The sequence below is a fragment of the Maricurvus nonylphenolicus genome (genome assembly GCF_042854845.1).
Lineage (GTDB): Bacteria > Pseudomonadota > Gammaproteobacteria > Pseudomonadales > Cellvibrionaceae > Maricurvus > Maricurvus nonylphenolicus.
In genome coordinates, this window is the sequence record NZ_AP031498.1 from 1,748,714 (window position 1) to 1,766,565 (window position 17,852).

Below are 17,852 nucleotides of genomic sequence, written 5' to 3' on the forward strand. Positions count from 1 at the left end.
GCTCCTGTCTTAGAAATAGAATTTAGTGTGAGGCGGTTTGCAGTGGCAGTTGGGCCTTGGACTGAATGGCTTGATCCAAGCTGAAACTGCCAGCGCCACGAATTAACAAGGCAACACTGATGGCCAGCAGTGCCAGGCCAAATTCATAGCCGTTGTTTGACATAAACAGGCCGTGTTCGAGATGCACGGTGACAATGGCGACCAGCATGGTAATGGCCAGTGTCAGCGCGGCAGGCCGAACCAGCAGGCCAACGATAAGCAGCAAACCGCCGAAGAACTCTGCACTGCCGGCCAGGCCCGCCATCAGGTAGCCGGGACTCAAGCCGATGGAGTCCATCCAGCCTGCGGTACCTTGCAAACCATATCCGCCAAACCAGCCGAACAGTTTCTGGGCGCCATGGGCGGCAAAGATAATGCCTGCAGCAATACGCATTGGCAGCGCATCAAGGCCTGCTTGAGTGGTTATCAGTTGTTGAAGTTGTGCTTTCATGGTGTGTTCCCTGTGTTTGTTGAGTTGATAGGGTCATTCTAGGGGGAGCCTAATAAGTGAATAAGGGCCAAAATTTGTTTAGAATGTTCTAAAAATTAGAACTATTTAGGGGGTCTTATGAGTAGCCGTAATCCCATATCTATTGAGGTCCTGGAAATACTCGATGCGATTGATCGGCGTGGAAGCTTTGCAAAAGCTGCAGAAGAGCTGAACAAAGCCACATCGGCGGTTTCCTACGGTGTGCAAAAGCTCGAAGAGCAGCTGGGAATTGCGTTGTTTCAGCGCCAGGGGCGTCGCTCGGTGCTGACCCCGGCCGGGCAGTTGATGCTGGAAGAAGGCCGCAGAATTTTATCGACTACCGTGCGTTTGGCCTCAGCGGCCAAGGAGGTCGCAACAGGGTGGGAACCTCGTATTCGGGTGGCGATTGAATCAACCCAGGCCTGCCCACTGTTTTATGACATCCTTGCAGCGTTTTTACAGCAGCACGCCTCCATAGAGATTGATTTGAGTGAGTGCACATTAAACGGTGGTTGGGAGGCGTTGGATAAAGGGCGGGTGGATTTGATTGTCGGCGCGCCGGGGCCTGTGCCTCTGCAGAAAGGCTATCGGGCTATACCCATGGGCACAGGTATTTTAGTGCCGGTTATTGCCAGTCAACATGCCTTGGCAAGTCAGACGCAGGATTCGGATCAGTTGCAGGCGGTGTTGCCGAAACTGCGCCGCATTATCCTGCATGATACCTCGCAAGCCGATATTGCTCGCAGTGAAGGCTTGAGCAGTGGTGGGCAAAACTTTTACGTGCAAACCATCGAGCAAAAAACCGAAGCCATAATCGCTGGCATAGGTATTGGCCATTTACCGCGGCAACGCATTCAGGGATTGTTGGATAAGGGGGTTTTGCAGGAGTTGGATCTGGGTGTAACCAATAATCCGGAGAATTTTCTGGCTTGGAAAATCAGCAACAAAGGCAAGGGATTACAGGCGCTGACGCAAATGCTGGCGGCAGCGCACTGGGAGTAAAAGGACTGAGCGAGTTTGATCAGCTAATCTTATCCAGCCATTGGGCAACAGCCTGACCGATTTCCTGACCGGAATCTTCCTGAATAAAGTGCAACCCTTTTACTGTCACTTCCGTTTGGTTGGCCCAGCTACGGCAGAATTCCCGTTGGCGACCAATCAGAATAGAGCCTGGTTCGGCATTAACGAATAATTTCGGTAAGGGTGAATCACTTAGCCATTGACCGTAGTCGCCCACCACGTTAACCATATCCGCAGGTTCGCCACCAAGAGGAATGGAGCGAGGCCAGTTCAGCATAGGTTGGCGATCATCTTCGTTGAGGAAAGGGCGGCGGTATTCGTTCATTTCTTCTTCGCTTAGCTTGCGAATAATGGAACTTGGGAAAACGCCTTCAATAAACATATTACGCTTCAATACCAGATCTTCGCCTTTGTCCGAGCGGAATCCCTGGAAAATACCGCGCGCGCCTTCTGGCCAGTCATCCCATTCCATTGGCATGACGATACCTTCCATATAAGCAATACCCCGTACCGCCTCGCGGTGCTGATTTGCCCAGTGGAAGCCCAACGCACTGCCCCAGTCGTGAATAACCAGGGTGACGTTATTGTTTACACCCAGTGACTCCAGCAACTGGTTTAAATAATCATAGGCCACGTGGAAGCTGTAACGCTCAGGGCCTTCGGCAGGATCGAGTTTGTCAGAATCGCCCTGGCCAATAAGGTCTGGTGCAATCAGTCGGCCTTTATCTGCCAGCTCGGGCATTACATGGCGCCATAGGTAGGATGAGGTTGGGTTACCGTGTAAAAAAACGATGGGGTCACCTTCACCTTCGTCGATGTAGGCAATTTTTTTGCCCTGAATCTCCAGGAATTTTTTACTGTAAGTCATAGGGTTCTCTCTCTTATTTCTTACTATTATCTTTTGCCTTTAAATGCGGCCTGACGTTTTTCCAAAAACGCATTAATGCCTTCCTGGCCGTCGATGCCTTCGGAGTTGGCGGCAATCAGTTCGGCTTCTAACGCCATTTGTGATTCCAGGCTTTCGGTAGAAGAGGAGGCAATTAACTGTTTAACACTGCCAAAGGCAGCGGTAGCACCTTTAGTCAACTGCTTGGCCAGGTCCATCGCAGTTTCCAGTTCCTTGCCAGCTTCAACCACCTGATTCACAAGGCCCCAGTCCAGCGCTTCCTGAGCACTGACTTTACGGTTGGTGATCAACATTTCTTTGGCACGACGATCACCAATCAAGCGTGGCAGAAAGTAGGTGGAGCTACCATCAGGAGACAGACCCGCGGCGGTATAGGATCCCATAAAACCCGCTTTTTCGCCGGCAATGACAAAGTCACATTGGGCGGCGAAGCTCATACCGGCACCGGCCGCCATGCTGTGAACTGCTGCGATAGTAGGTTTGTCCATGCGGTTGAACAGGGAAATAGCAGAGTGCAGATATACGGTCAGCTCTTTTAGGGCGCTGCCGATATTGCCACCACTTTCGGCAAAGTAGGCCAGGTCACCGCCGGCGCAAAACAGTTTCTGGTCGCTGCTGATAACGATAGCGCGGATATCATCGTTTTCGTCACACTTTAAGGCAACATCCAAAAGCTCTTTCATAAAAGGCAGGTGCATGGCAATGCGCTTAAGTGTGATATGGGCAATATTGTTGTCGATGTCTAATGACAGGTGTTCGTAGCTCATGGTGGGCTCCTGAGATGGTTGTTTTGTTAGCTTAAATACCTAACAGTGACAGGGTGGTTTCAATAATATTTTCCAGCTCGCTGGGTTCGACTTCTTTTCTGGCTGCGACACGCACGCCCTGATTAATCGTCATAATAAATTGAGCCAGCTGTTGCGGGGTTTTGTCTGTTTTAATTAAGTTATTGTGTATGGCTTGCTCGAAGCACTGGCTAAACGCATCTTCAATTTCTGTCAGACGTTGTGAAGCCAGTTGGCTCAGGCCGCGATCCACATCGGCCAGTTCCAGCACGCTGTTGATCATCATGCAGCCTCGGTGCATGCGTCGTGTGGGCACTTCAAACAAGGTGGCGGCAAAAAACAGGCGTATCGCCACCGCCGGGTTATTTTCTTCCTTAACGCGGGCAAGAATGCCGTAGGTGCGATCGGCAAACAGGTGCAGGGCTTCGATAAACAGTTGGCGCTTATCGCCAAAGGCGGCATAAAGGCTGCTGCGGCTGATTTCCATGGAGCTTAAAAGCTGTTGCATAGAGGTCGCGGTATAGCCTTGGCGCCAAAACAGATGCATGGCGGCCAGCAGGGCTTTTTGTCGATCAAATTCTGTGGGTCTTGCCATGGTCTCTCGCGTGTATTGGGTTATGAACCAATTGGTCTTTAATGAGTGTATGTGTACTGGAATGATTGGTCCACAACTTTGGACTGAACTTGGTGATAAATGACAGGCTTTGGGTGGAAATGGACAATTTAACTCAAGTCCTGAATCCTGTATAAAGTGGCATAACTTGGACTTAAGTAAGAAGGGATACACATTATGGCGGGAGCCAGCTTATTAGCGTTAATTGATGACATAGCCACGGTACTGGACGATGTGGCTGTAATGACCAAAGTGGCGGCCCGTAAAACGGCAGGGGTTTTAGGCGATGATCTGGCCCTGAATGCACAGCAGGTCTCCGGGGTTAAAGCCGAACGGGAATTACCGGTAGTCTGGGCTGTTGCCAAGGGGTCCGCTAAAAACAAGGTCATTTTGCTACCCGCGGCTTTCCTGATCAGTGCTTTTGCGCCCTGGTTAATTCTGCCTTTGCTGATGTTGGGTGGGGCTTTTTTGTGTTTTGAAGGTGTGGAGAAGGTTGTACACAGCCTGTTCCATAAAGAGGAAAAAGAAGCCGAGCACAAGGAAATGTTGGCGGTGTTAACCGACCCTGATGCCGATATGATGGCCTTTGAAGAAAAGAAAATTAAAGGGGCGATACGTACCGATTTTATTTTATCGGCTGAGATTATTGTGATTGCCCTGGGGACTGTGAAAGAGGCGGCGTTTGTAACCCAGGTGGCGACGGTGACAGCGATTGCCATACTGATGACTGTCGGTGTTTACAGTTTGGTGGCGGGTATTGTGAAGCTTGATGATGTGGGTTACTACCTGCAGGATGCCGCCTCCGGAGTGAAACGTGCCATCGGCCGTATGATCTTACGGTTCTGTCCTTTCTTAATGAAAACCTTATCTGTGGTGGGCACAGCGGCGATGTTTTTGGTGGGCGGCGGTATTCTGGTTCACGGGGTCCCTGTTGGTCATGATGTGGTCCACTATGCTGAGGAACTGGTTGCCGGCCTGGCCTTGGTGGGTGGGCTGTTAAAGGTCTTAATGCCTATGCTGGTTAATGCCATAGTGGGGATTGTGGCAGGGGCGATAGTGTTATTAGGCGTGTCGTTGGTAAAGCCTAAGGCTGTCTCTGAGGTTGCATAGCTATAGTGCCCCATTGCGGGGCCAATGCCTTCAAGGAAAGGCGCTGGGCAGCTTATTCTAACTTATGGTAACCCCGCGCTTATCGCGCTTTCTGCTTGTTATTGTTTGTGTTTTTTATGGTGCACGGCGTGGTGCATCTAATTATTTTTGCTCTATTGTGGTGCTTTCTTATCCTGCTACCGGCTGGCCGCGGTAGATTCTTTGAGGCTTTGATGCAGGCTTGGGGCTTTCTTCTGACACAGGTATCAGTTGGGTTTGGCCTCGATACACCTTGGTGATAAAGCGTTCTTCAGGTACTTCGGTAGCTTCCAGTGCCTTTGGCCAGGGATCGCCAGCCATTTCGTACAACTCTTTTATCAGCGTTTTTGTGACAGTATCATTGCAGTTCTGGTGAATTGGCAGCAAATCATGCAGAAGTTCGGGATTTGCCAGTTTGATGCCCGGTTTGCTGTCGCTGGGGGCTCGACGGCGAATTTCACGGACCAAATCAATCATCGGTTTGTTGAAATTCATGGGGGACTCCTAATGTCCATGCTATGCGGAAAAGCAACCAAGGCTATAAAACTCCCGGTTGTAATAAGACAAAAGCATTAATCGTGCCTGATCAGTTAGGGTAGCGATAATCTGGATCAAATCGTATTGCTGTAGATCCTACGGCCAAGAAACTGTTTATTTACGCGCCATTTTCTGTCTATACTGGTACTGACTTTGGGGTTATTACCCCTGAGTAAGCATAAGAATTAAAGGCAGAGTCGTGACTGTAGAGCAACGTAACTATTCCCGTTATAAAGTTGCCTGGCGCGCCAAAGTCGCTGTTCCTGGCAAGGGCCTGGTCAGGGGGCAGATCAAAGGAGTGAGTTTGGCCGGGGGCTATTTAGAGTTTCCTTTCGCTATGCCCATCAACAGCGTGGTGCTGATGGAGGTTTATCCCTTCCTCGATGGCCAGGTGTATCCCGTACGCCTTCGTGCGCAGGTAATTTATGACACCCTGTTGTCGGAAAACCGTGGCCATGGCATGGGCCTTAAGGTGTTGGAAATTGCAGATGCGGATCGCAAGGTGCTTACCCGAGCTATCAATGCATTGACTGTTGCCTGATCTATACTCCTTACTAAAGGACTCTAGATCAGGAGATGGCTTATCTCTTCTTCCCCGTTAGTTTTCCCCCGCGTACTGTTATTTGATTGGCATGGCACTCTGGTGAATACCTTGGATGCCATGTACAAAGCCATTGAGGATATGCTGCCGAGGCTGGAAGAGCTGGATCTGATTGATCGGATCAAACCTGCTGAAGAGGCCGCATCTCAAGACGATGAAAAACTGGTGCGTTATATCCGCATCTATCGTCACCTGCATCCCAAAATCCTTGCTGAGCAGCGGGTGTCCCGAACCGATATTTTTGATGCGCTGTTTGGTGATGACACGGTTGCGACTTCCATTGCACATCGCGCCTATAACGACAGTTACCGTGAACACTATGGTGATGTAACACCGTATCAGGACGGTGTGTATGATTTCCTCTGCTGTTTAAAGCAAGCCGGTATTAAGCTGGGGGTGGTGACCAATCGCATTCGTGAATTCCTTGATCATGAGTTGATGGCTGTAGGGTGGCAGGATATTTTTGATATCACCTATTGTGGCAATGAAGCCGAATCATACAAACCGGCACCGAGTCCTCTGCTGGAAGTGATGGCAAAGCTGGGTGTTAGCCCCGGTCCGGATATTTGGTATGTCGGGGATAGCGTTACCGATATGGTGACGGCGAAAGAGGCGGGGATTCCCGGCGTTTTTTATAACGCCGGGCTTTGGAGTCAGGATGCCATCGCCAAGATGTTTTACGACCCCGGCCGCGAGCGATATTACCCGGCGGCTTTGGTGGATGACTTTGATCAGTTACTGGATTTAATGATTGAGGTTTCTCTACAAGGTGAGTCTCGGTGTATTCGTGCTAGCCGTCCCGAGCGTCTGCCGGCTCGCCAGCCGCCGCCACCGCGTATTGAACCCGATTGGCATCCGGCCGTTGTGAATCTTACCCCACCGGAAATTATTCTGTTTGACTGGCATGCCACCTTGGCTGATACCCTTGATGCCATGTATCACGCGGTAGATGATATGTTGCCGGAGCTCGAGGAAATGGGGTTGCTGGATAAACTGGTGGCAGCGGAAGACTGTAAATCCCCGGAAGACATTAAACTGCTGGAACATGTGAAAGCCTACGGCAAGTTGCATCCTAAGATAAAAATAGACCGTAAAATTTCACGCACCGATATTTTTGAAGTGTTGTTTGGTGAAAATGATGTCGCTAAACGTCGCGCCCATAAAGAGTTTAATCGTCACTATCGAAACTATTTTGGTACCGTATTGCCTTTCGAACCCAATATCAAAAATATGCTGATGGGATTGCGGGAACTGAATTTAAAAGTTGGGGTGATTACCAATCGTGACCGTGAGTTTTTTATGCACGAACTGTCGGTGATTGAAGACACAGGTTGGGCAGAACTGTTTGATACCTGTATCTGTGGTGATGATACCGAACGGCGTAAGCCCCATATCGATCAGATAGAAAAAGCATTGCAAAACCTGCACGAACCCATTCACCCCAACGTTTGGTATGTTGGCGATAGTACGACAGATACTATCGCCTCTAAAACCGCAGGCATTACCAGTGTTTTCTTTAATGGTGCGCAATGGGATCAACCCTGGTTAAGCAAAATTTTCCCCGGTAATGAGCGTTATCCGCATAAGCCGGATGTTGTGGTCAACGACTTTTCGGAGTTTTGGGCACTGGTGTTAACCTGTCGTAAGAAAGCGGCTGCAGAAAAATACCGTGCTAGAGATGCTTCTTGAACTCAGCGGGGGAGATGCCTGTCCAGCGAATAAAAGCGCGACGGAAATTGGATACATCGTGAAAGCCCAGCAGCTCGGCGGTGTGTTGTACCGATAGGCTCGGATCACGCAGATAGGTTTCAGCCAGTTGCTGGCGCACACTGTCGAGAATATCCTGAAATGACGTATGCTCTTCCTCCAGACGACGTCGAAAGGTGCGGGTACTCATATGGAAGTGTTCAGCGGTTTGTTGCAGGGAGGCAAACTGCTGTGAGGCGATCAGGTAGCTGCGAACTTTTTCTTCTAACCCTGTACTGGCTTCCATTTGTGCCAGTAATTGATCGCATTGACGCTCGTACATTTGCAGCATGACCGGGTTGGCATAAACAGGTTTTTCATCCAGCCATTGCTTATCAATACTGATCTTACAGGTATCACTGTCAAAATAAATAGCGTTGCCCATTAATGCCCGGTATTGATCTACATGGGGTGGGGCAGGATAGTCGAGATAAATTTCGCATTCAAAATCATCCCGATGCAGTAAGTGTTTGATCGAGCTGATAACACCTGAAAAAAACAATTCACAATCGTCGTTATGACCGAGCAATGCTTGTGGACGGCGCTGATACTCAACCTCGATATGCTGACTGTCCTGGTGAGCACTAAGCGTAATGTCTTTAAACAACAGGCGGTGATATTTCATCAACAGATCGATAGCCTGCTGGATGGTATGGCAGCTCATCAGGGCGTAACCCAAAACGCCATGGGCGGTTAATGTCAGGTGTTCACCAAAGTAGAGGCACAGGGCTGACTCGTTAGTCAGTTGTTTGGCTTCCACAATCAGGGATTGTAATTGTTCGGTGGTGATTCGTTGATTGGCATCTGCCAAATCAGACGCTTTGATCTTTACTGAATGAAGCAATTGGTTGCGGTTGGCACCGTATTCCTCGGCAACATCGGCCAGTATGGCTGCGTAGCTGATGGGGAATTCCAGTAAATCCATACTCTGCTTCCTGTAGTCGCACTTCTGTTTGGGGTTGGCCATAAATGACCAATCTTATGGCAAAAGATAACCTTGAGAGGACGGGGTTGGCAAGCAAAACTTATAACACCAAAAATAATGTTTATAAGAGAGAGTGATATGCCTGCACAAATAGTTGCTAACGCCCCAAGGGATCTGCGCTTCTTCGATACCGCGTCAAGTATCGAGGTCGATCACATGGATATCGAGCTGGATGAACAAGCGGTCAATGAGGTCGCAGAGATCTTTAAAACTCCACTCACCGGCAGTTTTAACTGGGACTACCGTTTACAGGAAGATCGCATCCAGAAACTCTATGAGCTGGGTAAGGAGCTTAACTGGAACGCCAGTACTGATCTGGATTGGAGTAAACCAATCGGTGAGGCGCCCACTGAAATTCGTATTATCCAGAGTGGTTTCTCTGAATATCAGCCGTTTCTTGATCTGTCTGAAGAGCGCCAGTTGGAATTTATTCGACATTCGGAAGCCTGGACCGATTCACAATTTTTACATGGCGAACAGGGCGCTCTGTTGGTAGCCTCTCAGCTGGTATCCTGTGCACCTACCTACAACGCCAAACTGTATGCCGCTTCTCAAACCTTTGATGAAGCCCGTCACGTCGAAACCTTTAACCGTTACTTGCAGCAAAAGAAAAAACTGATGTATCCCATTGATGGGGCATTGAAAAATATTATCGATAAAATTCTCACCGACGAGCGCTGGGATCTTAAATTTATTGGTATGCAGGTCGTTATCGAAGGCCTGGCTTTGGCGGCGTTTACCACCATGAAGGAACTGGTCAATCCAGAAGGGTTTAAGCACGATATGCTGCACCTGATTATTCGTGATGAAGCCCGCCACGTAGCCTTTGGTATTCACTACCTGGCCGAATATGTACAAACTCTCAGCCAGGAAGAAAAAGAGGATAGAGCAGAATTTGCCTATCAGGCCTGTGTCGTGAGCCGTGAGCGTTTGGTACCAACCGATGTCTTTCGTGAGTTTGGTTTTGATGTGGAAGAGGCGCGTCAGGTCTTTCTTGATGGCGGTGCGGCAGCCCATTTCCGCAAGTTGTTGTTCTCCCGTGTGATTCCCAACCTGCGCCGTATTGGGTTACTGACTGATCGTATTCGTCCCAAGTTTGAAGCACTGGGTATCCTTGAATATGAAAATATGCCCGATGATGGCGAGATCGATTGGGCAGAACTCAGCAAGCCACTGTATTAATCTCACCCGGGGTCTGACCCTACGGGTCAGACCCCATTTCTTTTTCCAGAAAACTGGCATCTAAAGTCAAGTATCTGCAAATAAAATCCCCTAATGTTGATCATTGTTGAAAAACTTTCGCTCATAGTTAAGGTATTTTGATGTCACTATTTACACGAATCCTGCTCTTATCTTCTCTGGTACTTTCCTGGTCGGCAGCCGCTAACCAGGACAAACCCAATATCCTTGTCATTATGGGAGACGATATTGGTTTCTCCAATATCAGTCACCTGAGCTTTGGCATGATGGGATATAAAACCCCCAATATTGACCGCATTGCCAAAGAGGGCATGCTGTTTACCGATTACTACGGTGAGCAGAGTTGTACTGCCGGGCGCTCCGCGTTTATCACCGGGCAGATACCGGTAAGGACGGGGCTGACCAAGGTGGGGATTCCGGGTTCACCTTTGGGTATTCAAAAAGAAGATCCAACCCTGGCGGAGCTACTCAAACCGCACGGTTATATGACCGGTCAGTTCGGTAAAAACCATTTGGGGGATCGGGATAAGTTCTTGCCGACAAACCACGGCTTCGATGAATTCTACGGCAATCTCTATCACCTTAATGCCGAAGAAGAGCCAGAGAATCCCAATTATCCCAAAGATCCGATGTTTAAAAAGATGTTTGGACCGCGAGGGGTGATTCGCTCCTATGCCGATGGCCGTGTCGAAGACAGTGGCCCCTTAACCAAGAAGCGTATGGAAACAGTGGATGAGGAATTTCTCGATGCGGGCATGAACTTTATCGATCGAGCGGCGAAAGCGAAAAAGCCCTTCTTTGTCTGGTTTAATTCCAGCCGTATGCATTACAACACCCATGTACCCGATGAATACAGTGGCCGCTCTGGATTAAACTTTTACGCCGACGGCATGTTGCAACATGATGATCATGTCGGCGCACTGCTTAATCAGCTGGATAAGTTGGGGTTAACCGAGAACACCATTGTGGTCTATACCACCGACAATGGCCCGCATTTGAATGAATGGCCCGATGCGGGTATTTCCCCATTCCGTGGTGAGAAAAATACCAACTGGGAAGGTGGTTTCCGGGTACCAGCCCTGGTTCGCTGGCCCAATAAAATTGCGGCGGGATCTGTATCAAACAGTGTCATGGCTCATCTGGATTGGGTACCAACACTGATGGCAGCTGTCGGTGATACAGAGATTAAAAAGAAACTGCAGAAAGGTCATACCATCGGTGATATGACTTATAAAGTGCACCTGGATGGCTACAATATGCTGCCTCATCTGATGGGGCGGGAAGAGGAGGGTAGGCGTAAGGAGTTCTTCTACTTCAGTGATGATGGTCTGTTAACCGGCTTGCGATATAACGACCGCTGGAAATTGGTATTCGCCGAACAGCGGGCTAAAGAGATGCAAGTCTGGCGTGAGCCTTTTGTACAATTACGTATTCCGCTGATTTTTGATTTGCGTATGGATCCCTATGAAAGGGCGCAACATAACTCCAATCAGTTCAATCACTGGCAAACGCAAAACCAGTTCCTGGCTATGCCAGCATTGCCGATCGTAGGTAAGTTTGTCGCCAGCTTTAAACGCTTTCCTGCCAGGCAGAAACCGGCCAAATTTAATGTGGAAGATATCACCAAGGCGATCGAGTACTCGATTAAGCAGTGATTGCTAAGCTAGTGAGCAGCCCCTGTTTATAACGTGCAGGGGCTGCAATGCAAATTTTTGTAAATTTACCCCAAAGTCAACTTGAAGGTATTAGAAGTCAAGTTTGAGCCCGTGGTTTCCATTATCGTAACTCTCAAATAACGTAATATAGAGGTGGGGATATGGCAGCCAGTTTGGGCGGCAAGCTAAGCAGCAATTATCGTAGCAACAAGAAAACAAGACTGGTTGCTGCCGTTAGTGGTTTATTGGCAGGTGTTGGTTTTTTCGCTGAAGCTGCAGATAAACACATTCTTTTTGGTGATACTCACGTCCATTCTACCTACTCTGCCGATGCTTTTTCCGGAACCTTGCCGATGAAGCATGGCGCCAGCGGCGCATTTCCGCCCGCTGATGCCTGTGATTATGCGCGTTATGTTTCTCAAATTGATTTTTATTTTCTAACCGATCACGCCGAGTCTTATCTACCTGAATACTGGCAGGATGCTATTGATTCGGTCCAGCGTTGCAGCCAACAGCGCGATGGTGTGAATGGGGATTTGGTTGCCTTTATTGGTTGGGAATGGAGTCAGGTAGGCGAAACTCCAGAAACCCATTACGGTCATCATAACGTCCTGTTTAAGGATATTGATAGGGATAAGATTCCTGCTCGTCCAATTGGCGCAGGCGGTGTTGCCACCCTGGGGTTGCGCGAGAGTGCCAATATGTTGCCCTGGTGGTTGGGATATCTCGATTTCCCCAATAGAGAGAGGTATCAAGAGTACCGTAACTTCGGTAAGGCCTTGGCCAAGGTGCCAGAGTGCCAAAGCGGTGTACCTAGCCCTGAGTTGCCTGCTGAATGTGTTGAGCTGGCCTGGGATCCCCAAGAGCTGTTTCAGAAGCTGGATGAGTGGGGATTCGAAACCTTGGTTGTACCTCACGGTTCAGCCTGGGGAATCTATACGCCGCCCGGTGCCTCCTGGGAGCATCAGCTGCAGGAAAAATATCATGACCCGGACAAGATGCGTTTAATTGAAGTGTATTCCGGTCATGGTAATTCAGAAAATTATCATTCCTTCCGTGCTCGCCCGTTTGATGAAAACGGTAATCCTTATTGTGTTGAACCCACCGTGGAGTATCTACCATCCTGTTGGCAGGCCGGTGAAATTATTCGTGAACGCTGTTTAAAGTCAGGCGAAGCCGAGTCTGAGTGCGAGCAGCGTGCGGCTAAGGCCAGAAAGGATTATGTTGATGTTCCCCATGTTGGTGGCTGGAAAGCGATTCCCGGAACCGAGGTTAAAGATTGGCTGGACTCGGGTCAGGCGCGCAATATGTATATGCCTGCCTTTAACTATCGGCCGATGAAATCCGTGCAGTATGGCCTGGCATTAAGGAATTTTGAAAACCCAGAATCACCGCTCGGCTACTCCTGGGGCTTTATAGGTTCCAGTGATACCCACACCTCACGTGCCGGCCACGGTTTTAAGGAATACTTGCGTATCAACAGCACCGAGGCGGGTAACCGATCCGGCAGAAGCCAGTGGTGGAATGATCTACTCTTTAGAGATGAAGAACCCGTGGCTGAATCTGTCTCAATCGCTCACAAAGACTTAACGAGTTTGGGGTTCGGATTGACGGAAACAGAGAGGCGCAGTTCTTTCTTGTCTTTAGGTGGCCTGGTGGCGGTACATGCGGAGAGCAAAACTCGGGATGCCATTTGGCAGGCTATGCAGCGCAAAGAGGTGTATGGCACCTCGGGCGCACGTATCAATCTATGGTTTGATCTACTGCAGGAAGAAGGAGGTTCTATTCCCATGGGGGGAGAGGTTGCTATGCAAAACAGCCCGCGTTTCCGTGTAAAAGCGTTGGGGGCGTTCAAACAATTACCGGGCTGCTCTGAGCAGGTTAAACAGGAATTGGGCAGTAAGTCATTGCAGCGATTGGCGCAAGGGGAATGCTTTAACCCTTCCGATGAGCGTCACCGAATTACCCAAATTGAAGTGGTGCGTATTCGTCCGCAGCAATTTGCCGGTGAAGATATCGAATCGTTGATTGAAGATAAGTGGCTGGTATTACCTTGTGACGATCAGGGCTTGGGCTGCATGGTGGAGTTTAGTGATGACGACTTTCCAGACTCACAACGCGATGCGCTCTATTACGTCAGGGCTATCCAGGAGACCACTGATCGGGTGAATGGTAAAAACTTGCGTACAACCTTTGATACATCAGGCAAGGCTGTCTCGCTTGACCCATGTTACGGTGACAATCGAACCGCTAAGGAAGATAACTGTCTTTCCCCGGTAGGGCATAGGGCATGGTCATCGCCCATCTTTGTTAGTTACAAATAAGGCTATAGCATGAAAAAGTTATTAATTTCTTTAGTGGTACTGATCATGCTGGGTGGTGTTTATTTTGCTGGTTACGCCCCTGGCATTACTTATCGCTTGTTGCCGGGGTACTTTGCTGATCCTGATCGACTCTGGCAGGAAGACCCTTTTAGTGAGGCAAAGATAACTGAAGCCAGTTTGCCCGAAACTATGGTAGAGCAGCGACAGGTGCGTCAACAGAAGAGTAATCCCGAGGTAGAAACGCAAATCCTGTTCGGTGACACCCATGTGCATACCACCAATTCCAGTGATGCCTTTATGTTTAGCTTGCCGCTGATGCATGGTGCAGAAGGCGCTTTTCCGCCTGGCTATGCCTGTGATTACGCGCGTTTTATCTCACAACTGGACTTTTATTTTCTAACCGATCATGCCGAGTCATACGAGCCGGAACGCTGGCGTGATGCCATTGAGTCTGTACGTTTATGTAATAGTCAGGCCGACAGTGAATCGCCCGATTTGATGGCTTTTATGGGCTGGGAGTGGACTCAGGTAGGCGGCACGGCCGAAACGCACTATGGCCATCATAATGTGCTTTTCAAAGGTTATGGCCCCGGTGAGTTACCTGCGCGTCCTATCGCGGCCATTGTTGACAAGATATCTTTTGCCGCTCGAAACGAGAACAGTAAATTACCAGAAGCTTTGCAATTGCTGATGCCTCGGCATCGAGATTATTTGGCCTCCTTCAATACACTGATCGAAAAAATGGCCGCAACTCCGGATTGCCCAGCAGGCATTCCCAGCTCTGATTTGCCCGAGAACTGTTACGAGGCCGTAGCCACGCCCGGAGAACTCTACAGCAAACTGGATGAATGGGGTTTGGATACCATTGTGATTCCCCATGGTTCCACCTGGGGCTGGTATACCCCGCCCAATGCCAGCTGGGAGCATCAGCTCACGATTGACGATCTTGATCCTGAAAAGAGTAATTTGATTGAAGTCTACTCGGGGCATGGCAACTCTGAGCAATATCGCACCTTTCGTGCAAGGTTGTTCGATGAAAACGGTCACCCTTATTGCCCCGAACCTCAGGATAATTACCTGCCCATGTGTTGGCAGGCAGGAGAGATTATTCGTCAGCGTTGTGAACAAGAAGGGAACACCGAGGTCGTTTGTGAACAGCGAGCTACGGACGCCAGACAGAACGCCGCCGAAGTCGATGGGCCGACTGGCCAGCTAACTGTGCCCGGTGCTACGACGGAGGATTGGCTGGATGCCGGTCAGGCCCGAGATGTATTTTTGCCGGCCTTGAATTATCGCCCTGGCAAATCGGTACAAGCCGGTTTGGCGCTGCGTAAATTTACCGAGGATGATCAGGAATTGCGTTTTAAGTGGGGCATGATCGGTTCAACCGATACCCACAGTGCCAGGGCTGGTCACGGTTTTAAACAGATAGAGCGTTTGAATTTTACCGATGGTAATGGGCCTCGAAGCGAATTTTGGGAAAATTTACAGCTACCACCAGCCGATGAACCTGTCAGTGTCAGTATTGCGGCAGAAGATATTGATCCTGTGGCCAAAGGCCTGCGTGCCCGTGATTTTGAGCGTGTAGGTTCTTTCCTTAGTTTAGGCGGCTTGGCTGCTGTCCATGTTAGCGAGCGCAGCCGCGATGGTCTTTGGGATGCTATGAAGCGTCGTGAAGTCTATGCCACCAGTGGTGCCCGTATTCTACTGTGGTTTGATTTACTGCAGGAGGACGGCCATAAACCTATGGGTAGCGAGGTAGAGCAGAAACAGGCTCCGAAGTTCCGGGTCAAAGCCGTAGGCTCGTTTAAGCAGTTGCCTGGTTGCCCCGATTATGTGGTGGACAAGCTGGAAGCCAGGCGCCTGGAAAAAATGGCCCATGGCGAGTGTTATAACCCGTCCGATGAACGCCACCGTATTGATCGCATTGAGGTGGTTCGCATACGGCCTCAAAACCATTCCGAGGAACCATTGGATAACCTGATCGAGGATCAATGGAAGGTGTTTCAATGTGAAGACTCCGGCACGGGCTGTGTGGTTGAGTTTGAGGACCCGGAGTTTTCAAAAGCGCAGCGAGACGCCGTTTATTACGTAAGGGCCATTGAGGAAGCTACTCCAACCGTTAATGGGGCTAATTTACGAACCGGTGTTAATGATGCAGGTAAGCTAACCACGAATCCTTGTTACGGCAGCTACAAATCACCGGCAGAAGATGATTGTCTTGCGCCGCAGGGGGCTAGAGCCTGGTCTTCTCCTATTTTTGTTAACTATGCTGGGAAGGAGAGAAAGTAGTGTCTGACGTTAACAAAAAAGTTTTTATAACGGGTGCTGCCGGATTTATTGGTAAATCACTGATGGCACGATATAGGGCCATGGGATGGACTGCGGTAGGCATAGATTTTAATGCCGATCCGGAGCAGGGTATTTTCTGTGGTAATTTATTGCAGCCTGCGGGGTGGAGTGAGCACCTTAAGGATTGTGACCTGGTTATTCATACTGCCGCTCTGGTATCCAACACGGCTAACTGGGATCAGGCCTGGGAGGTCAACGTCAAGGGAACACGGCAAGTATTGGACGCTGCAATAGCCGCCGGTGTAAATCGCTTTCTGCATTTGTCATCGGTTGCCGCTTACGGTTTTTATTTTGAGGGCTGTGTTAGTGAAGAGGCACCGTTAAAGCCCATTGGCAATGTTTATGTCGATTCCAAAATCGCCAGTGAACATGCGGTATTGCAAGCCCACGCATCTGGCTCTATCGACTGTACCATTATCAGGCCTACGGATGTCTACGGGCCAGGCAGTCGCCCGTGGGTGATCATTCCAGTGGAATCTATTCGGGATAACAAATTTATTTTACCCGCCTATGGCCAGGGTCGATTTAGTCCGGTTTATATCGATAACCTGATCGATGGCATGGTATTGGCCGCGGAGCATGAGGAGGGTAAGGGACAAATCTTTAACATTGGTGATGGTGTTGACCTAACCGCTTCTGAGTTTTTTGCGCACTACTATCAATTTCTGGGAATACTTAAGCCGGTAAAAACCATGTCGCTGTCGTTAGCGAAAGGGCTTTCTTATGTGATCCAGCTTGTAGCCAAACTGACGGGTAAGGCATCGGAAATAGGGCCGGGGACCATGGATATGTTATCACGCACGGGTAGTTATGATATCAGTAAAGCCAGACAGCTTATTGGCTATCAGCCCCATATTGACCTGGATGCAGGTATGGAAAGAACACGAGTCTGGCTCGTTGAACAAGGTTATTTTCAATAAAACTAATAGGTGAACTATGACGAGTTTGATGCAACCCTTCTTCGGCATGATGCTGTTAACCTTGCTGGTATGGGGATTAATGTATGTACGGCGCTTAAGTTTTTTACAGCGTCAGGGGTTGGATCCCCAGGAGTTTGTAACACCGGAGAAGATAACCGGCCTGGTGCCTGAAAGCACCAATGCCGCATCGAACAACCTGAAAAACCTGTTTGAGATGCCGGTGATTTTCTATGCCCTTTGTTTGTATCTCGAAAGCAACCAGCTTGTTGATAATACCTATGTGATGTTGGCTTATGGTTTTCTGATTTTCAGGGTTTTACATAGCGTGATTCATTGCACCTATAACAGGGTGATGCACCGCTTTAGTTGTTACCTGATATCCAGTGTCCTGCTATGGGCCATGTTAATACGGATTGTGTTCAACAGTTAGCTTTCAAATTCTCTCTTGCTCACTATGCATAGCAGGCTTAGGCCTGCTTTTTTTTGCCTGTTAAAGGTTGGTTTCTAGAGTCAAATCCATAGCTTTAGGGTCAAGCATCGGTACATGGAATCTTTCACTATACCTTTGCGC

General features: G+C 49.2%; 16 protein-coding genes. 10 read left to right on the forward strand and 6 right to left on the reverse strand.

Annotation, left to right across the window (positions count from 1 at the left end):
* Window positions 1-22 precede the first annotated feature (22 nt).
* On the reverse strand, window positions 23-490 hold the full coding sequence (locus tag ACGHZ6_RS07505; RefSeq protein WP_390618210.1) for a DoxX family protein: 468 nt from the start codon (window positions 488-490) through the stop codon (window positions 23-25).
* 117 nt (window positions 491-607) lie between these two features.
* On the opposite strand from ACGHZ6_RS07505, the gene ACGHZ6_RS07510 reads away from it, so the two are divergent.
* Window positions 608-1,510 carry a LysR family transcriptional regulator gene (locus ACGHZ6_RS07510; protein ID WP_390618211.1) on the forward strand — a complete coding sequence of 301 codons (903 nt, stop codon included), beginning with the start codon at window positions 608-610 and terminating at the stop codon, window positions 1,508-1,510.
* A 19-nt stretch (window positions 1,511-1,529) separates the two neighbouring features.
* Here ACGHZ6_RS07510 and ACGHZ6_RS07515 read toward each other — a convergent pair whose 3' ends face one another.
* The 3 genes from ACGHZ6_RS07515 to ACGHZ6_RS07525 are packed head-to-tail and all read right to left on the reverse strand — an operon-like array spanning window position 1,530 to window position 3,815.
* Complete coding sequence (locus ACGHZ6_RS07515) at window positions 1,530-2,396, reverse strand: haloalkane dehalogenase (RefSeq protein WP_390618212.1); 867 nt, start codon at window positions 2,394-2,396, stop codon at window positions 1,530-1,532.
* Between the two features lie 26 nt (window positions 2,397-2,422).
* A complete protein-coding gene (locus ACGHZ6_RS07520) occupies window positions 2,423-3,202 on the reverse strand; it encodes an enoyl-CoA hydratase/isomerase family protein (RefSeq protein ID WP_390618213.1) in 780 nt (259 codons plus the stop codon).
* Between the two features lie 31 nt (window positions 3,203-3,233).
* Window positions 3,234-3,815, reverse strand: coding sequence for a TetR/AcrR family transcriptional regulator (locus tag ACGHZ6_RS07525; protein ID WP_390618214.1), 582 nt, complete (start codon window positions 3,813-3,815; stop codon window positions 3,234-3,236).
* A 195-nt stretch (window positions 3,816-4,010) separates the two neighbouring features.
* Between ACGHZ6_RS07525 and ACGHZ6_RS07530 the strand changes: the two genes are divergently transcribed.
* Window positions 4,011-4,943, forward strand: coding sequence for a DUF808 domain-containing protein (locus ACGHZ6_RS07530; RefSeq protein ID WP_390618215.1), 933 nt, complete (start codon window positions 4,011-4,013; stop codon window positions 4,941-4,943).
* Between the two features lie 168 nt (window positions 4,944-5,111).
* Here the strand turns inward: ACGHZ6_RS07530 and ACGHZ6_RS07535 are convergent, their stop codons facing one another.
* On the reverse strand, window positions 5,112-5,456 hold the full coding sequence (locus tag ACGHZ6_RS07535) for a hypothetical protein (protein WP_390618216.1): 345 nt from the start codon (window positions 5,454-5,456) through the stop codon (window positions 5,112-5,114).
* Window positions 5,457-5,697: 241 nt separating this feature from the next.
* Between ACGHZ6_RS07535 and ACGHZ6_RS07540 the strand changes: the two genes are divergently transcribed.
* Together ACGHZ6_RS07540 and ACGHZ6_RS07545 are read left to right on the forward strand one after the other, a co-directional pair.
* On the forward strand, window positions 5,698-6,039 hold the full coding sequence (locus tag ACGHZ6_RS07540) for a PilZ domain-containing protein (protein ID WP_390618217.1): 342 nt from the start codon (window positions 5,698-5,700) through the stop codon (window positions 6,037-6,039).
* 75 nt (window positions 6,040-6,114) lie between these two features.
* Window positions 6,115-7,788, forward strand: coding sequence for an HAD family hydrolase (locus tag ACGHZ6_RS07545; RefSeq protein ID WP_390619155.1), 1,674 nt, complete (start codon window positions 6,115-6,117; stop codon window positions 7,786-7,788).
* Here the strand turns inward: ACGHZ6_RS07545 and ACGHZ6_RS07550 are convergent.
* A complete protein-coding gene (locus ACGHZ6_RS07550) occupies window positions 7,772-8,812 on the reverse strand; it encodes an AraC family transcriptional regulator (RefSeq protein WP_390618218.1) in 1,041 nt (346 codons plus the stop codon). The genes ACGHZ6_RS07545 and ACGHZ6_RS07550 overlap by 17 nt on opposite strands.
* Before the next feature lie 96 nt (window positions 8,813-8,908).
* Between ACGHZ6_RS07550 and ACGHZ6_RS07555 the strand changes: the two genes are divergently transcribed.
* The 6 genes from ACGHZ6_RS07555 (at window position 8,909) to ACGHZ6_RS07580 (ending at window position 17,711) form a co-directional block, all read left to right on the forward strand.
* A complete protein-coding gene (locus ACGHZ6_RS07555) occupies window positions 8,909-10,012 on the forward strand; it encodes a ferritin-like domain-containing protein (RefSeq protein ID WP_390618219.1) in 1,104 nt (367 codons plus the stop codon).
* A 140-nt stretch (window positions 10,013-10,152) separates the two neighbouring features.
* Window positions 10,153-11,685 (forward strand): arylsulfatase, encoded by a 1,533-nt coding sequence (locus ACGHZ6_RS07560; protein ID WP_390618220.1) that lies wholly within the window; start codon window positions 10,153-10,155, stop codon window positions 11,683-11,685.
* Between the two features lie 161 nt (window positions 11,686-11,846).
* Entirely contained in the window at window positions 11,847-14,009 is a 2,163-nt protein-coding gene (locus ACGHZ6_RS07565) for a DUF3604 domain-containing protein (RefSeq protein WP_390618221.1), read from the forward strand.
* 9 nt (window positions 14,010-14,018) lie between these two features.
* Window positions 14,019-16,301 (forward strand): DUF3604 domain-containing protein, encoded by a 2,283-nt coding sequence (locus ACGHZ6_RS07570; protein ID WP_390618222.1) that lies wholly within the window; start codon window positions 14,019-14,021, stop codon window positions 16,299-16,301.
* Window positions 16,301-17,281, forward strand: coding sequence for an NAD-dependent epimerase/dehydratase family protein (locus tag ACGHZ6_RS07575; protein ID WP_390618223.1), 981 nt, complete (start codon window positions 16,301-16,303; stop codon window positions 17,279-17,281). The genes ACGHZ6_RS07570 and ACGHZ6_RS07575 overlap by 1 nt, the downstream gene beginning before the upstream one ends.
* A 16-nt stretch (window positions 17,282-17,297) precedes the next feature.
* On the forward strand, window positions 17,298-17,711 hold the full coding sequence (locus ACGHZ6_RS07580; RefSeq protein WP_390618224.1) for an MAPEG family protein: 414 nt from the start codon (window positions 17,298-17,300) through the stop codon (window positions 17,709-17,711).
* The last annotated feature ends 141 nt before the right edge of the window (window positions 17,712-17,852 follow it).